Origin of the sequence: Richelia sinica FACHB-800, assembly GCF_014698825.1 — a bacterium.
Lineage (GTDB): Bacteria > Cyanobacteriota > Cyanobacteriia > Cyanobacteriales > Nostocaceae > FACHB-800.
The window spans coordinates 22,891-38,978 of sequence record NZ_JACJTT010000040.1 but is presented as its reverse complement, the minus strand read 5'-3'; the positions used below and the strand labels follow the sequence as shown (position 1 = coordinate 38,978).

Sequence of the window (16,088 nt, the reverse complement as noted above, 5' to 3'; positions counted from 1 at the left end):
CTTATGCCTAATTCTGCTGATCCATTCCTTCCAGAATCCCATGGCTATGCACCAACTTTAAAACGACTCCGCCAACTGACAAAAATACTAGATAATGCTATTACTATTCCTGGTACACAAGTTGGAATTGGTTTAGACCCAATTATCGGCTTGCTACCTGTTGGTGGGGATTTTTTAGGATTAGCACTTTCTTTTTACATCATTATAGAATCAGCGCGTTTAGGAGTTGCCAAAGCCACTATAGGGAGAATGATTGTTAATGTAATTTTTGACTCCTTAGTTGGTGTTATTCCCATGTTAGGAGACTTATTTGATTTTGCTTGGAAAGCCAACACTTACAATATCCAGTTGTTAGAAGAATCTTTAAAATCTTCCAATCGGCAACAAAAATCTGACAAGTGGTTTATGATTGCTTTAATAGCTGGATTATTACTATTACTGATAGTTTTAATCGCCATACCAATAGCAATCATTAGAATGGTATGGACAGCTTTCACAGCTAGTTAGATAGAATGATTATTTTTTAAAAAGAATGAAAACTTGGTGGCAGACTAAATTTCCCAAAGGTCAACAAAATCTAATTATTAATGATATAGATGGCTATCCCGTGCAAATTGCCTATGGAGAAAAAGGTACAGGTAGACCACTGATGCTATTACATGGCTTAGGCAGTTGGAGCTACAATTGGCGTAATAGTATTGATACCTTATCTGCATATTGTCGCGTTATTTGTTTTGATGCTAAAGGCTTTGGCTTTTCAGAAAAGCCGATTGCGCGTCGTGAAAAAAATGGTCATCAATTAATTGAATTAGAAAGAATTATTAAAGAACTATGTGACCAACCACCCATAATTGTAGCCGAATCTTTGGGAGCATTAGTTGCTTTAGCCTTAGCAGCAAAAAATCCTGAATTAATCGGCAGATTAGTAGTCATTAATGCACCAGTATTTACAGATAAATTACCCCATTGGGCTATGGGAATATTGGCACAAACTCCTATAGAAATTATCCAAAGCATTGATGCTTTACGGTTACCATTTTTATTTGCACCATTAGTGCGGGAAATTATGGGTATAGAAAGACGTAAAGTGCTATTTGACCCCTCTATTCTTACCGAAGAAGATGTTTATTGGATTACTTATCCATTTATTGAATTACCAGGAACTTTGGTGAAGGTAGCTGAAGATTTGCAGTTAGCAGCTAAAGAAATCGAAAATTTACAGGCTAATCAGCCTAATATGCTCACTCATATTCAAAATAACTTGCATAAACTTGAATGTCCAACTTTAATTTTGTGGGGTGATCAAGATAGTTGGTTTCCAGCTATTCATGGGGAAAAATTACATCGATATCTTCCCAATTCACAATTGAAAATCTTAAATAACTGTTACCATGATGCGTCAACTGGTGCAGCACAAGTTGTGAATACAGCAATTTTGGAATTTTTACAGGATACCGGATATATTTAAACTTGTTTTGGTAGTTTGAGTAAGCGAAATATCACCAAACACCCCGTACCACAGCAAAGAGCGATCGCAATTACCATCCACACAGGAAGAGGATTCGTGCTATCAGGTGGTAATGGGGTTTGAACTTTTGGAGTAGCACGTTTAATTTTTTCGGGTTTGGTTGGTGGTACATCTCCAATCTCAATCAGTTGGTAGTACGCAAATACTGATACTGTTACAGAAATCCCCACCATACCTGATAACAGTAGCAAAAAATAATTCTTGAGCCAGGGTCGAGGTATGGTTTTACTTTTGACCACCTCTAAATTTCCATCTTTTGGTTCCTCTGGCTCCTGTTGTACACTCTGACTATTGTCCATGTTTCCTTGCAGAATTGTACTTTTTATTCTTTACCACTCATTAGTCGGATATGAGCTAACAGTCAGAAAAAATTAGCAATTTATTGAAATTTTGGGTTGTGAATAAATACTGTTTGCCGAGCTTGGCAAGTTTTGCCACATGCTGACAATTTAATGCTGACCTTCATTCTATAATTTTACTAGAGTAACTAAGCTCTCAGTATCAGTAAATATCGGGGCAAATTAAGTAGCTTTTTTGCTGATATTTAGCTGGTTAATGACTTTACTAGTTGTTGTTGGTAGATTATTTGGTTTGAAGTGTTCCATTAGTTGGGAAATATCAGCACCTAGTTAGCTAATTATGCACTTTATGCACTAAAGGATAAAGATGAAACATAACGCATATAACTATTATTAGATTCGTTTAATCGAAAGTAAATACTTTGTCACATGATTCAGGTTTATTCGCTTAAGCAGGTATAATCTTGATTTCACCTTTGTTTTTACTCTGCATCATATTGTCTATATGTTAAAGAGTTGATACAGAATTATGAGTCGTGACTATTAATCATTTATACCCATGACAGAAAATGATTTTTGTTTAACCCAAAATCAACAATAAATGTCAAAAAACACATAAAAATTTCAATTTTTCGCATTTTTGCCTAATTTATTTGACCTATTGATTAGTCCTTTTCCGAAGCTCAAATCAAAAAATAAAGTAACTTCAAGCAATATTTAGAAATATAAACTTTGTATTTTGTAATAAAAAACCTTCTACCTCTCAAGACATATTACAACTCATAAATCTTACGTAATCAGTGTTTTTGAGAATTTAAAAAAAAGATGAAATTACTTAAGACCTTCGTGAAAGCAATTGTTTATGAAGTAATGTTAAGAAAAACCGCCACTTTTCTCAGGCACAGTCCTTATATGTAAAGGTTTTGAGGCTTTTCTTATTCCTGTAACTTATTTATTCATAATTTGTAACAAATAAAGGCTCTATAGCAGTGTATAAACATAAGCTGGAGGGGTTAAACAACAGACCAAAGTTAAACGAGTCAACCAATCCACAAAAGTTTGCTTGTTTCTCATAAACCTGTCTCTGTTTCTCATAATTTCTGATGATTCATCAGAGGAAGTAAGAGTGAGACGAAGATAGAGGCAGTTTAGTTAGAGTCTGTTGTCAGCTATGACCAATTGCTCCAAATATTGGCATTTTCAATCAAAAACTTCTCTCAACTCAGTAAATTAGGAGTCACAGTCCATGACATTAGATGTATTTACCAAGGTTGTTTCTCAAGCAGACGCTAGAGGCGAATTCCTGAGCAGCGAACAAATCGATGCTTTGGCAGCAGTAGTTAAAGAAGGCAACAAGCGTTTGGACGTTGTTAACCGCATCACAAGCAACGCTTCTGCGATCGTTACCAACGCTGCTCGTTCTTTGTTTGAAGAACAACCCCAGTTGATCGCTCCTGGTGGTAACGCTTACACCAACCGTCGTATGGCTGCTTGCTTACGCGACATGGAAATCATCCTGCGCTACGTTACCTACGCTGCATTAGCTGGTGATGCTAGTGTTCTAGACGACCGTTGCTTGAACGGTTTACGCGAAACCTACCAAGCATTGGGTACTCCTGGTTCTTCCGTAGCTGTTGGCGTTCAAAAAATGAAAGAAGCTGCTATCAGCATTGTTAACGATCCCAATGGTATCAGCAAAGGCGATTGCTCTTCTCTAGTTTCTGAAGTAGCTAGCTACTTTGACCGTGCTGCTGCTGCTGTTGTGTAATAGCAACACCAATAAATCAGACCTAAGCAATTTAGGTATCTAGGCCAAAAATACAAATTACTTCAGGAGATTTTACATCATGGTTAAGACCCCAATTACCGAAGCTATTGCAGCTGCTGACACCCAAGGACGTTTCTTAAGCAACACCGAATTACAAGCAGCTAGAGGTCGTTTTGACCGCGCTGGTGACAGCTTAGACGCTGCTCGTGTATTGACCTCCAAGGCTCAATCTTTAATCGACGGTGCAACCCAAGCTGTATACCAAAAGTTCCCCTACACCACCTCTACCCCTGGCAATCAGTTTGCTTCTGATGCTCGTGGTAAAGCTAAGTGTGCTCGTGACGTTGGTCACTACCTCCGCATCATCACCTACAGCTTGGTTGCTGGTGGTACTGGTCCTTTGGATGAATACCTAATTGCTGGTTTGGCTGAAATCAACAGCGCATTTGATTTGTCTCCCAGCTGGTACGTAGAAGCTCTGAAGTACATCAAAGCTAACCATGGCTTGAGCGGTCAAGCTGCTAACGAAGCTAACACCTACATCGACTACGCTATCAACGCTCTCAGCTAGATAGCATCATGCCCGGAGAGGGGTACAAGTGCTGGATGAAGTCACCTAGCAGTTGCATCTCGTTCCGGGCATAGTTTTATGTAGAAATACTGCACTCGGTACCAGGAAGCGCAGTGTAAATAAAAAAGGGGAAACCATGGCAATTACAACAGCAGCATCCAGGCTGGGAACAGAGCCTTTTAGCGAGGCACGTCGCGTTGAACTGCGCCCCAACGCCAGTAGAGAAGAAGTAGAATTGGTAATTAATGCCGTTTATCGGCAAGTATTAGGTAATGATTATGTCCTGGCATCTGATCGTCTTGTCAGTGCAGAATCTTTACTGCGGGATGGCAATCTGACAGTGCGGGAATTTGTCCGTAGTGTTGCTAAGTCCGAGTTATACAAAGCCAAGTTCTTCTACAACAGCTTCCAAACTCGGCTGATCGAACTCAACTATAAACATTTGTTGGGTCGCGCTCCCTATGATGAGTCTGAAGTGGTTTACCACCTCGACTTGTATATTAATGAAGGGTACGATGCAGAAATTGACTCCTACATTGATTCTCAGGAGTATCAAAACAGTTTCGGCGATAATGTTGTACCTTACTATCGTGGATTTGAAACACAACCAGGTCAAAAAATTGCTGGATTTAATCGGATTTTCCGGTTATATCGTGGTTATGCTAATAGCGATCGCGCTCAAGTAGAAGGAACTCGTTCTCGGTTAGCGCGGGAATTAGCCAGCAATACAACCTCTTCCATCGTAGGTCCTTCTGGCAGCAACGATAATTGGGGATTCCGTGCTTCTGCGGATATAGCACCCAAACAAAATTTAGGTAATGGCGTAGGGGCATCGGATCGCGTTTACCGCGTTGAAGTTACAGGTCTTCGCAATCCAGGCTACCCCAGCGTGCGGCGGAGCAGCACAGCCTTTATCGTACCTTACGAGCGACTCTCTGACAAGATCCAGCAAATCCACAAGCAAGGCGGTAAAATCGTCAGCATTACGTCCACGTAAGGTTAGGTGTTGTTCACCGACAAACTCAATCATTAGGAGATATAGAAGTAATGTTCGGTCAAACCACACTTGGTGCTGGTAGCGTTTCTTCATCTGCTAGCCGAGTATTCCGTTACGAAGTTGTCGGACTACGACAAAATTCAGAAAGCGACAAAAATAAATTCAGCATTCGGAACAGCGGTAGCATCTTTATCACTGTTCCCTATAGCCGGATGAATGAAGAGATGCAACGGATTAGCCGTCTTGGTGGCAAAATCGTCAAGATTGAACCATTAAGCGCAGCAGAATAAAACCCTTGTCCTGGCAATGATAGAAACCGGTACGGAAGAATATTCTGCCGATAATGGGACACAGCTGACACCAGAAGGGGCGATCGCTAATCTGCAATCCTCAGATTTAAGTCTCCGCTATTATGCTGCATGGTGGTTGGGTAAAAATCGCGTCAGTCAGCCAGAAGCTGTTGATGCCCTGATTGCAGCCCTCGAAGATGAGGCCGATAGAACAGAATTAGGTGGCTATCCTCTCCGTCGGAATGCAGCCAGAGCTTTAGGTAAATTGGGAAACTGTAAAGCTGTTCCAGGTTTGATTACATGTTTGGAATGCTCAGACTTTTATGTGCGCGAAGCTGCGGCTGAATCCTTGGCCCTGCTTGGCGACAAAAGTGCAGTACCAAAATTAATCCAGCTATTAGATGGGGGTGTGGCTCAAGCCGTGCAAGTACCGGGTCGCCCCCATCTCACCCAACCCTATGAAGCAGTATTAGAAGCCTTAGGTGCCATTGGCGCAACTGAGGCGATTTCTCTCATTCGGCCGTTTCTGGAACACCCATTGCCACGAGTGCAATGCGCCGCCGCCAGATCCTTATACCAACTGACACAAGACCCAGTATATGGGGAATTTTTAGTGAAAATGTTGGCTGATGGCGATCTGAAGTTACGGCGTGTTGTTTTAGGGGACTTGGGGGCCATTGGGTATCTAGGGGCGGCTGATGCGATCGCCCAGGCTCAGGTAGAAAATAGCTTCAAACTCATTGCCCTGAAAGGATTGCTAGAAAATCAACTGCCTGATGAGTTGGATAATCCTAGTATTTCCCCAGAGGCAATTCGGGTCATGAACTTGATGGATTCACTCTTGTAGTCAGTGGTCAGTCGTTAGTAGTCAGTTGCAACAGCCCCTGACAGCTAATAACTGGCAACCGACAATCGGCAACTGACAAATGAATGAACTAATTCGTGCCGTTAATCAGGCAGACACACCCAACCAAATGGTGACGGCGGTCAAAAACTTAGCAGCAGCCAAAGATCCAGCAGCAATTCCTACATTCATCGCGGTATTTGGTTACAACAACCCAGCCGCCGCCGCAGTGGCGGTAGCTGCCTTAACAGAGTTTGGTGACTTAGCCGTTCCAGAATTGCTGAATCAAATTGATGATTATAACTATGGCGCACGGGCTTATTCGATTCGCACTCTTGCCGCGATCGCTGACCCCCGTGCTTTAGATGTTTTAATCTCAACTGCTGCTACTGATTTTGCGCCTAGTGTACGTCGTGCTGCTGCTAAAGGACTAGGCCACCTCAACTGGCACAAATTAGATGTTTCCCAACGTCAATTAGCCATCAATCGTGCCCTAGAAGCACTGCTGTTTATTTCCCAAGATGCAGATTGGTCAATTCGTTATGCGGCAGTAGTGGGTTTACAAGCCTTGGCCAAAGTACCAGAAGTACAGCAAACCATTGTGGCAAAATTCTCAGATATGCTGCACAGCGATCGTGAAAAAGCCGTTCGCGCCCGTGTTCGATTGGCCTACACCCAATAGAATGCTTGAGTACCATAAAACAAGGTAAAAGTCAAGATGTCAATTCCATTGCTAGAATATCCATTTACTACGCAAAACCAGCGTGTAGAAGGTTACGAAGTTCCTAACGAAGATACCCCAACTATTTATCGCCTCAATGCTGATACAACTGATGCAGATATTGACAGCATTGTTTGGGCTGGATATCGCCAAATCTTCAGCGAACACCTAATTTTATCCAGCTATCGCCAAAAAGCCCTAGAATCCCAATTGCGAAATCGGGCCATTAGCGTTCGTGATTTCATTCGGGGTTTAGGTAAATCAGAGGTTTTCCGCACTCAAGTAGCAGAACTCAACTCTAACTACCGCTTAGTAGACATCATCTTAAAGCGGTTTTTAGGACGTGCGGCCTACAACAAAGACGAGGAAATTGCTTGGTCTATTGTGATTGCCACCAAAGGAGTCCATGGCTTCATCGATGCTTTGTTGGATTCTGACGAATACCAGCAAAACTTTGGTGATAACATCGTACCTTTCCAACGTCGTCGTTACCAAGACAGACCCTTTAACTTGGTTAACCCCCGTTATGACGGCTACTGGCGCGATCGCCAAACTTTAATTTTCCTCGGTGGTCGTTCCTTCTACAGCGCCCGCACCACTGGTTACGCCACCACCGCTGATATTCGTCGCGCGGTTCCCGCCAACTTCTTTGCGATGGCAGGAAAAATCATCACCGGTGAACGGAACTATCAACGCACCATCGACTCCGTTAGATCCCAAGTCCGCACCTTAGATATTCCTGACACTTCTCGGACAACTTCCAAAGAAGTAGTAACTGTCAAACCTGTAGCAGTCGCCCTGCCTTATCGTTACATTCCTGGCAATCCCCTGAATTAAGATTCACCACTATGTCCATACCCTTACTTGATTACAAGCCCAGTTCACAAAACCAACGTGTAGAAGGCTACGAAGTTCCCAACGAAGACACCCCCAGAATTTACCGCATAGAAGACTATGCTTTCGCTGGTGAAGTTGAAGAACTGATTTGGGCAGCCTATCGCCAAGTTTTCAGCGAACACGTCATTCTCAAATTTTATCGTCAGATTAATTTAGAATCCCAATTAAAAAACAAAGCCATTACCGTTCGCGATTTCATTCGTGGCTTGGCTAAGTCAGAAGCTTTCCAAAACCTAGTGTTTGAGTCCAACTCTAACTACCGCCTCGTAGAAATTGGCCTCAAGCGTCTTTTAGGTCGTGCACCATATAACAAAGACGAAGAAATAGCTTGGTCAATCACAATTGCTACCCAAGGTTGGAGTGGTTTTGTTGATGCTCTGTTAGATTCAGAAGAATACACTTCTAACTTTGGTGAGAACATCGTCCCTTATCAAAGAAGACGTTATAAAGACAGACCCTTTAATTTAGTCACACCCCGCTACGGTAACTACTGGCGCGACAAATTAGAAGACGCACGTTACAAATGGGGTGACATTAAAAACTTTTTGGCAATGGCGAATTCCATTAATATTAAGACAGTGACCTATACGCCAGTCAGTACCGCCAACATCAAAATCCCTGACACAACGCGGCCAGCTGTTCCTCAAGGTATTCCCGTTTCCATTAATCCTAGTGCTGGCTTCCCCGTGCGATAAACCGTTGTCAGGTGGTGTGTGGCTATAGGTTTACAAAGGTTCATTAAGGATCATCAGGTTTATTTTTTTCAAGGATGCCTGCGTTTACCAACCTGAAGACCTGCCTCAGATGCCAAATTTGTAGCAAAGGTAGATTTTCAAGATGGCTTTACCCTTACTTGACTATAAGCCTACAGCCCAAAATCAAAGAGTTCATAGCTTTGGTACGGCAGATAGCAATGACGATAGCCCCTATATCTACCGTCTGGAAACTGCTAACTCCAGCAGCGAAATTGACCAACTGATTTGGGCAGCCTATCGCCAACTCTTCAACGAACAGGAAATTCTCAAATTTAACCGCCAGATTGGTTTAGAAACTCAACTAAAAAATCGGTCAATCACGGTTAAAGACTTTATTCGCGGGTTAGCTAAATCAGCCAGATTTTACCAGCTAGTCGTTACACCCAATAACAACTATCGCCTGGTAGAAATGAGCCTCAAACGACTCTTGGGTCGTGCTCCTTACAATCGTCAAGAAGAAATTGCTTGGTCGATTCAAATAGCTACAAAAGGTTGGAGTGGTTTTGTTGATGCCTTGATTGATAGTGCAGAGTACCAAGAAAACTTTGGTGACTACACCGTACCTTATCAGCGTAAACGTATGACCACAGACCGGCCCTTTAGCTTTACTCCTCGCTATGGTGCGGACTATCGCGATCGCGCTGGTATCATCCGCAAAAAATGGTATGGCACCCAATGGTACGGGTTTTTACCCCAACCATTTGGACAAAAAGTCGATTTGGCGGCATTGTCAGCAGTATTACTGGCAATTACCGCAGGTGTCGCCTTCTTGGTCGTACTAAATTGGTTCGGAATTAACTCTGGCTACTTACCCTAATGCGAGAAAATAAGTAAAGCAGGAGTGAGGTTTTGAGAAATCAAGCCTCATTCCAGTCGCAAACTTATAATTTGTTAACACAAGGAAAAACGTAGCATGGCACTACCATTACTTGATTACAAGCCAACCACACAAAATCATCGCGTCAGCAGCTTTGGTGTAGCTGACATAGATGAAGATACCCCATACATCTACCGCATTGAAGATGTTAGTTCTTACACTGATATCCAAAACATCATTTGGGCGGCTTATCGTCAAGTTTTCAGCGAACATGAGATTCTCAAGTTCAACCGTCAAATTACTCTGGAGTCTCAACTGAAAAACGGTTCTTTGTCCGTGCGTGACTTTATCAGAGGTTTAGCTAAATCTGAGGCTTTCTATCGCCTCGTGGTTTCTGTTAATAATAACTACCGTTTAGTAGACATCACCTTAAAGCGTTTTTTAGGCCGTTCCTCTTACAACAAAGATGAGCAGATCGCTTGGTCTATTGTGATTGGAACCAAAGGTTTCAGCGGTTTCGTTGATGCTTTATTAGACAGCGAAGAATACACAACCAACTTTGGTGATAACACTGTACCCTACCAACGCAAGCGTTTAGAAGGTCGTCCCTACAACTTGGTCACTCCTCGCTACGGCACAGATTTCCAAGAAACAGCAGGTACAGTCAGAACCGACTGGCGCTTTACTTTGGAAAAATTCTACACTCAGAAGTTCCAAGAGCGTCGTTTGGCAGAAGGCGATCCTCGCAAGTTTGCAGATTTAGCTGCTTCTCTCGCTGGTAAGGGCAACTACGCTCAAAAACTATCTTCTTTTGACATTGATTACCTCAATGCAGTTCCCTATCGGAAACGCTAAGGTCAACAGTGTGAAAATCTAAAATTTAATACTGGGTCTGGTTTTTGCATTAATATAACGACAGATTAATGGGTTAACTGTAATCTTGACGTTATGTTAAGTGGAGACTAGACCCAGTAGTTTTATGGCTAATTTTGCCAAAAACTAAAACTTAGACCCTTCAGCTTTCGGTTGCTCTAAATTAATCTTCACAACCTTGGGCTTTTCTTGCTCCATCTTTGGCAGATGTAAATGCAAGATACCGTCTTTGTATTCTGCTTCAACTTTAGTATTTTGCACAAGGGTAGGTAGAGGAATTACTCGGTGAAATTTACCATAGTGAAACTCACTCTTTTTCACACCTTTTTCTTCTGTTTCAGTTGCAGTTCTTCTTTCAGCACTAATAGAAACAGAATCTTCAGTTACTTGTACATCTATGTCTTTAGCTGCTATTCCTGGTAATTCTAGTTTCAGATGAATTGCATCTTCAGTTTCTGCTAATTCAGCCGCAGGGACTTTCACACAATTTTTATCAAATAATGGAGATGGTATTTTGGGATCTTCAAATAAACGATCCAGTTGACGTTGTAGGGTGGTCAATTCTTGCCAAGGGTTATAGCGAATCAACATATTTTTTTCTTCCTTCTTTGAGTGGTATTAACTATTTTTGGGAGTTCAATCTTGCCTGTGCTTATTATCTTATGAACTGAAAACATGAATGTAAATTCGGCTTTTATCACTGATTTAATGATAATAACCGAACATAAAAAACTCATTTCATATAGGTGTGGCAAACCGTATTTATTTTGGTTCGGTAAACCCAACTAAAGCTAGATAAGTTTGGCTATAATTTGATTTTTTGATTGGAAAATCAAAGAAATAGGTAATTTTCATGGTTATAAAAAATGAATAAACTACACAGATAATCCACAATTTTAGGATGATTAACTGAGGACACTTGACAATAATATACGTATGTAATAAACTGTAGTACACAAGTATATGATTATTTAATTAATGTCTATTTATATTCCCTACATTTGTCTAAATGTGTACTTTATTTGCTGTTTACTAGCTATATTAAGTGATTGAAGGTATTTGTCTTTTCACCCTAAGGTGGCAGAGAACAAGCCAGTTCGCATGTGAAAACCATGAGGAGTCCAAGTTTGTGTAGTTTTACTAGTGGGGTGGACTGGCCTGCATGTGTATTGTTCCTCTACCAACTTGCAAAATATTGATTTATAGTACAAAAAAGCTTAAAGACATTACTAGTATCAAATAAAACTAATATTACAGAACATCACTATGGATTTTGATTATTTTCGTGGTAATGAAAGCAATTCCGCAAATAACAACCGTCAAAATTTGCTCTCCAGTGGATGGAGACCATTTCATAGAGACTTTGATTTAGGCTATTTTTGGCAGATTATTTGTCACGATACCCAGGAGTTAGGACAAAAAAGTATTAATTTAGCTAGTTACTATGCTGATGCTTTAGCAAGAAAAGAGTATGCTTGGTGGGCAAATATTTTAAATTTGGCTTCTGATTATACTCGTGGTGAATGGCAGAAGTTCTGGAATTATATTACACCAGAGCCGCTCATGCCGGATCACCGCTACAAAGATGTTTTGAGCACGGAAACACCTCTTGTCCAATTTGTGAGCCGCAACAGTATTCCCATTGATTATGTGCTGAATTTGTTGCAAGAAATTACTGTTTTGCGTGTTTTAAAGTTATTAGGTCGTCCTGACATCATTACCCAATATTACTCCGAGAGGGATTTTTATTTCCCTGTGGAAAAGTTTGTAAGTTGGGAAAGACTAGATGTAATTAATACAGTTTATGCCTATTGGTCTAAACATGATATTTGGCTACAGATAGATCCTTATGATCGCGGCAGAAGGCAATATACTTTAATGGCACAACAGCTAGCACCCTTTATTAATAAGGCCACTTATGATTTAGCGGTGATGCTGAGTGGATATCAAAATCGAGTAGGTAAAGTACATAGCCAATTTTTAATTCGCTCTTTTCCGCAGGAAATCCAGAGTTTTACCGACTCAGTACAGCAAGCAGTTCTGAATCAAAATCAATTAGCTGTGGTAGTGCATGGAGAACCGGGAACGGGAAAAACTGCGTGGACTCAAGCTGTAGCCAAGGAAATTTTAGTACCGTTGGGGTATGTGATTTTTATTTTAGATCATGATGCGATCGCCAACTTTGTCCCACCCACCTATTTAGAGCGCATCTGTATCATCATTAATGAAGCTGATAACTTAGCACAAGACCGCTCATCCGAAGTTGCACAATACAACAACAAAACCGAACATATACTGGCGTTGTTAGATGGAACTTTGTATCAAAGCGTCATCGATGAAATGGGAATACAAATTCAGCAGCGTTTAGTGATCCTTATGACTTGTAATACCACTGAACGGTTAGATCCAGCTATGTTACGGAAAGGTAGGGTAGATTTAATGTGCGAATTTACTCAGCGATTTGTTTAAGTACCAGATTTTATAGACATTCTCAGTCCCAAGAGACAGGAACCTAGATGGAGTCAGGGTTAATCAATTTTGAACCAGATAATAAAAAAATTTTGAACCTTTCACACATCCCCCCGGTCTAAATATCAGAGCTGACTAAGAGATTTGCCAAGATTTAAGAAATGCTGATTTAACTCTTACTCCTACCGGCTTAACATCTTGGCATTCTCTATTTTTTCACTAATGACTTGAACTTTTCCTATTTTGTGAGAGTCTAACTAATTGCGACTCAAAAAAACGCATAGGAGAATACCTCAGGTGTTAGGCGTGCCAATCCAGGTTTCCCAAGATAGTCAATTCCCAGCCGAAAATTCTAGCTGTGAATGCGATAATTTCCATATTCAAAAATGTTTACAAGGCGACACCCAAAGCTATGAAAAGCTCTATCGTCGTCATCAACAGAGAGTCAGATCAATTCTGTTTCAACTTTGTGGACCTTCTTATCTTGATGACTTAGTACAGGAAGTATTTTTAAGAGCCTGGAAAGGTTTACCAAAATTTCGCCAAACATCAAAATTCTCAACTTGGCTCTATCGTATTGCCTGGAATCTCGCTTATGATCAGCGACAGGCAGAGATGAAAAGACGAGAGCAAATACAAAATCTCAGTGAAAAGACTCCTCAGCAACAGGAAGCGCCCAACCTGTTGAATTTGCACTATCAAGATTTAGTCCAAAAAGGGCTAGCTCATCTCAGCTTTGACCACCGTACTATCTTAGTTTTACATGACCTAGAAGAAGTTCCTCAAAAAGAAGTAGCGCAAATACTAGATATTCCCATCGGTACAGTTAAGTCACGTTTGTTTCATGCGCGTGCTGCAATGCGTCAATTTCTCCAACAACAAGGAGTGCAACTATGACTAAATTTAGCGATGATGATGAAGATTTAGTGAATTTCCTCCGCCAAAATCGTCCCCCAGTTCCTCCATCTGATCCACAATTGGCTCAACGCATTTTATCTCAAGTCCAAGCTATACCCATTCAGAAAAAGCAACATAGTTTGAGATTTTGGTTGGTTCCATTCCTGGTTTTTGCTGGATCTTTCACCATCCTCTTGAATGAGCCATTAACTACTCCTGAACAACAAATAGCTGATACGCAAAACAAATTCCAGGAACTTAATAACCTAGAAAAATTCATGGAAGATAATTGGCACACTGTTGTCACTGACAGTGCTCATAGCGACACCTTCCAAATGACAGAAGTCAGTAATCAATACCAATAACCAAGGAGTAAATTGCTAATGTGGTTACGTCATCTTCCGGTTTTAGCGACGATGGTGATGAGTGTGGGAGGTACTCTCGCTATCACCCAAACTCATCTTGTTTCACCTCAAGCAGTGGCTGAAACTATTGCCAACAAACCTCAGCTCAATTCCCCACAAGTTAATGGATGGCTCAAAGAACTGAATTTATCACCCCAACAAGTGGAACGCATTAAAAGAATCAGTAATCAAGCCAGAGTAAAAATGACTCCCAAAATTAAGGCATTGCGTCAAGCACAACAGGAGTTAATGAATATGATGGCTGGTTCTGCTACCCAGGCTCAATTGCGAAAGAAATTTAATCAAATTAAGAATTTGCGACAGCAACTTGCAGATGCAGAGTTTGAAAATAATCTGGCCATCAGAGAGATTTTAACTCCCAACCAAAGACAAAAGCTAGTTGAGTTTATGTACAAAGCTCGTCGTCAAGCGATTTCCTCTCAACCAAATTGAACCTATGTTAAAGCCTAAACATTTGGTATTGTCTGTATTTATATTACTGACAGTTATTAATCCTGTTCAGGCAGATTCTCCACCAGTTGACCCCAAGATATTACATATTATTAATCGTCTCAGCTTTGGCCCACGTCCGGGAGATATTGCCAAGGTTGAACATGTTGGTATAGAAGCTTATATTCAAGAGCAACTGGCTCCAGAGAAAATTGTAGAACCCGCAAGTCTGTCGGTTCAATTGTCACAGTTAAATGCTTTGGCTTTGACCCCTGTACAACTGAGGGACTATGCCACTACTATCGGCATTAAAGACCCCACAGAAATGCAGAAAAGCTTGTCACGAATGCGGTCTAACCAACTGCTACAACAAGCTGTGCGGGGAAGGTTGTTAAGAGCTATTTATAGTCCCCGACAACTGCAAGAAGTAATGGTGGACTTTTGGTATAACCATTTCAATGTTGATGCCAGTAAAGGTGTAGGCAATATTTGGGTGGGAGCTTATGAACAACAAGCAATTCGACCTTTTGTGTTAGGTCGATTTCGTGATTTGTTGGGAGCTACAGCCCATCATCCAGCAATGTTACATTATTTAGATAATTCACAAAATCGAGTGATTGGTGGGAAGACAACTCCAGGTAAAATTTCCCCATTAAATGAAAACTATGCCCGTGAGCTAATGGAATTACACACCTTAGGTGTGGATGGTGGGTACACTCAGAGAGATGTAACTGCTCTGGCGAAGATTTTGAGTGGTTGGGGTATAATTGCTCCTAAAAAGACAAGTAATCATATTTTTGGCTTTGAATTTTATCCAAAAAATCATGATTTTAGTGACAAGGTTTTTTTAAAACAAAAAATCAAGGGTAGTGGCAAAGCTGAGGGTGAATTAGCCTTAGATATATTGGCAAAGAGTCCAGCAACGGCAAGGCATATAAGTTATAAGTTAGCACAGTATTTTGTCAGCGATCGCCCCCCCACGAGTTTGGTAAAACGTCTGAGTCAGACTTATCTAACTACTGACGGCAATATTCGAGCAGTCCTCAATACTCTTTTTCGTAGTCCTGAGTTTTGGGACGCGAAAAATATCAATAATAAATTTAAAACTCCCTATCAATATGCAATTTCCTCCGTGCGGGCCACTGGGGTGGAGGTGAAAAACGTCAGTCCAATAGTCAATATTTTGCAACAGTTAGGAATGCCCGTTTATCGTTGTCCCACTCCTGACGGTTATAAAAATACCCAAGGGGCTTGGCTCAATGCCGATGGCATGACTCGACGGTTAAATTTTGCCACAGCGATCGCTAATGGCAGTTTACCTTTTTCTTCCTCAGGCAAAAATAGTCAAGCCAATATTGCCAAACCAGTAGATAGTGAGATACTCGCTCAGACCTTGGGTAATAATTTTTCTGCCAAAACTCAAAATGCGATCGCTTCCAGTCCTCAAAACATTCGTAGTGCTTTAATTCTAGGTAGTCCAGAATTTATGCGTCGTTAGTTGCCCATCC

The 16,088-nt window shown here is 41.2% G+C and carries 19 protein-coding genes; 17 read left to right on the top strand and 2 right to left on the bottom strand.

The window, feature by feature from the left end:
• Window positions 1-3 precede the first annotated feature (3 nt).
• Window positions 4-507 carry a DUF4112 domain-containing protein gene (locus tag H6G73_RS20550; RefSeq protein WP_190607849.1) on the top strand — a complete coding sequence of 168 codons (504 nt, stop codon included), beginning with the start codon at window positions 4-6 and terminating at the stop codon, window positions 505-507.
• 25 nt (window positions 508-532) lie between these two features.
• The gene (locus H6G73_RS20545; protein WP_190607848.1) at window positions 533-1,468 is read left to right on the top strand and encodes an alpha/beta fold hydrolase; all 936 of its coding nucleotides are present in this window, start codon (window positions 533-535) and stop codon (window positions 1,466-1,468) included.
• Here the strand turns inward: H6G73_RS20545 and H6G73_RS20540 are convergent.
• Complete coding sequence (locus H6G73_RS20540; RefSeq protein WP_190607846.1) at window positions 1,465-1,827, bottom strand: hypothetical protein; 363 nt, start codon at window positions 1,825-1,827, stop codon at window positions 1,465-1,467. The genes H6G73_RS20545 and H6G73_RS20540 overlap by 4 nt on opposite strands.
• Window positions 1,828-3,073: 1,246 nt before the next feature.
• Between H6G73_RS20540 and H6G73_RS20535 the strand changes: the two genes are divergently transcribed.
• The 10 genes from H6G73_RS20535 (at window position 3,074) to H6G73_RS20490 (ending at window position 10,342) form a co-directional block, all read left to right on the top strand.
• A complete protein-coding gene (locus H6G73_RS20535) occupies window positions 3,074-3,595 on the top strand; it encodes a phycocyanin subunit beta (RefSeq protein ID WP_190607844.1) in 522 nt (173 codons plus the stop codon).
• Between the two features lie 79 nt (window positions 3,596-3,674).
• On the top strand, window positions 3,675-4,166 hold the full coding sequence (cpcA, locus tag H6G73_RS20530; RefSeq protein WP_190607843.1) for a phycocyanin subunit alpha: 492 nt from the start codon (window positions 3,675-3,677) through the stop codon (window positions 4,164-4,166).
• A 136-nt stretch (window positions 4,167-4,302) separates the two neighbouring features.
• Entirely contained in the window at window positions 4,303-5,163 is an 861-nt protein-coding gene (locus H6G73_RS20525) for a phycobilisome linker polypeptide (RefSeq protein WP_190607841.1), read from the top strand.
• Window positions 5,164-5,213: 50 nt separating this feature from the next.
• Window positions 5,214-5,453: a phycobilisome linker polypeptide gene (locus H6G73_RS20520; protein ID WP_190607839.1), complete on the top strand. Its 240-nt coding sequence runs from the start codon at window positions 5,214-5,216 to the stop codon at window positions 5,451-5,453.
• 16 nt (window positions 5,454-5,469) lie between these two features.
• A complete protein-coding gene (locus H6G73_RS20515; protein WP_190607838.1) occupies window positions 5,470-6,300 on the top strand; it encodes a HEAT repeat domain-containing protein in 831 nt (276 codons plus the stop codon).
• A 79-nt stretch (window positions 6,301-6,379) separates the two neighbouring features.
• Window positions 6,380-6,979: a HEAT repeat domain-containing protein gene (locus tag H6G73_RS20510; RefSeq protein WP_190607835.1), complete on the top strand. Its 600-nt coding sequence runs from the start codon at window positions 6,380-6,382 to the stop codon at window positions 6,977-6,979.
• A gap of 36 nt (window positions 6,980-7,015) precedes the next feature.
• On the top strand, window positions 7,016-7,855 hold the full coding sequence (locus tag H6G73_RS20505) for a phycobilisome rod-core linker polypeptide (RefSeq protein WP_190607834.1): 840 nt from the start codon (window positions 7,016-7,018) through the stop codon (window positions 7,853-7,855).
• 11 nt (window positions 7,856-7,866) lie between these two features.
• Window positions 7,867-8,610, top strand: coding sequence for a phycobilisome rod-core linker polypeptide (locus H6G73_RS20500; RefSeq protein ID WP_190607832.1), 744 nt, complete (start codon window positions 7,867-7,869; stop codon window positions 8,608-8,610).
• Between the two features lie 142 nt (window positions 8,611-8,752).
• A complete protein-coding gene (locus H6G73_RS20495) occupies window positions 8,753-9,487 on the top strand; it encodes a phycobilisome rod-core linker polypeptide (RefSeq protein WP_190607830.1) in 735 nt (244 codons plus the stop codon).
• Window positions 9,488-9,583: 96 nt separating this feature from the next.
• Window positions 9,584-10,342, top strand: coding sequence for a phycobilisome rod-core linker polypeptide (locus H6G73_RS20490; protein WP_190607828.1), 759 nt, complete (start codon window positions 9,584-9,586; stop codon window positions 10,340-10,342).
• 144 nt (window positions 10,343-10,486) lie between these two features.
• Here the strand turns inward: H6G73_RS20490 and H6G73_RS20485 are convergent, their stop codons facing one another.
• Window positions 10,487-10,951, bottom strand: coding sequence for an Hsp20/alpha crystallin family protein (locus H6G73_RS20485; protein WP_190607826.1), 465 nt, complete (start codon window positions 10,949-10,951; stop codon window positions 10,487-10,489).
• A gap of 675 nt (window positions 10,952-11,626) precedes the next feature.
• On the opposite strand from H6G73_RS20485, the gene H6G73_RS20480 reads away from it, so the two are divergent.
• The 5 genes from H6G73_RS20480 to H6G73_RS20460 all read left to right on the top strand — a co-directional run bounded on the left by H6G73_RS20480 (window position 11,627) and on the right by H6G73_RS20460 (window position 16,078).
• Window positions 11,627-12,829, top strand: a complete 1,203-nt coding sequence (locus tag H6G73_RS20480) for an AAA family ATPase (RefSeq protein WP_190607824.1) — start codon at window positions 11,627-11,629, stop codon at window positions 12,827-12,829.
• A gap of 306 nt (window positions 12,830-13,135) precedes the next feature.
• Window positions 13,136-13,726, top strand: a complete 591-nt coding sequence (locus tag H6G73_RS20475; RefSeq protein WP_244997493.1) for a sigma-70 family RNA polymerase sigma factor — start codon at window positions 13,136-13,138, stop codon at window positions 13,724-13,726.
• Window positions 13,723-14,091, top strand: a complete 369-nt coding sequence (locus H6G73_RS20470; RefSeq protein WP_190607820.1) for a hypothetical protein — start codon at window positions 13,723-13,725, stop codon at window positions 14,089-14,091. Before H6G73_RS20475 ends, H6G73_RS20470 begins: the two co-directional genes overlap by 4 nt.
• 18 nt (window positions 14,092-14,109) lie before the next feature.
• On the top strand, window positions 14,110-14,583 hold the full coding sequence (locus H6G73_RS20465; RefSeq protein ID WP_190607818.1) for a Spy/CpxP family protein refolding chaperone: 474 nt from the start codon (window positions 14,110-14,112) through the stop codon (window positions 14,581-14,583).
• Window positions 14,584-14,587: 4 nt separating this feature from the next.
• The gene (locus tag H6G73_RS20460) at window positions 14,588-16,078 is read left to right on the top strand and encodes a DUF1800 domain-containing protein (RefSeq protein ID WP_190607816.1); all 1,491 of its coding nucleotides are present in this window, start codon (window positions 14,588-14,590) and stop codon (window positions 16,076-16,078) included.
• Window positions 16,079-16,088 lie beyond the last annotated feature (10 nt).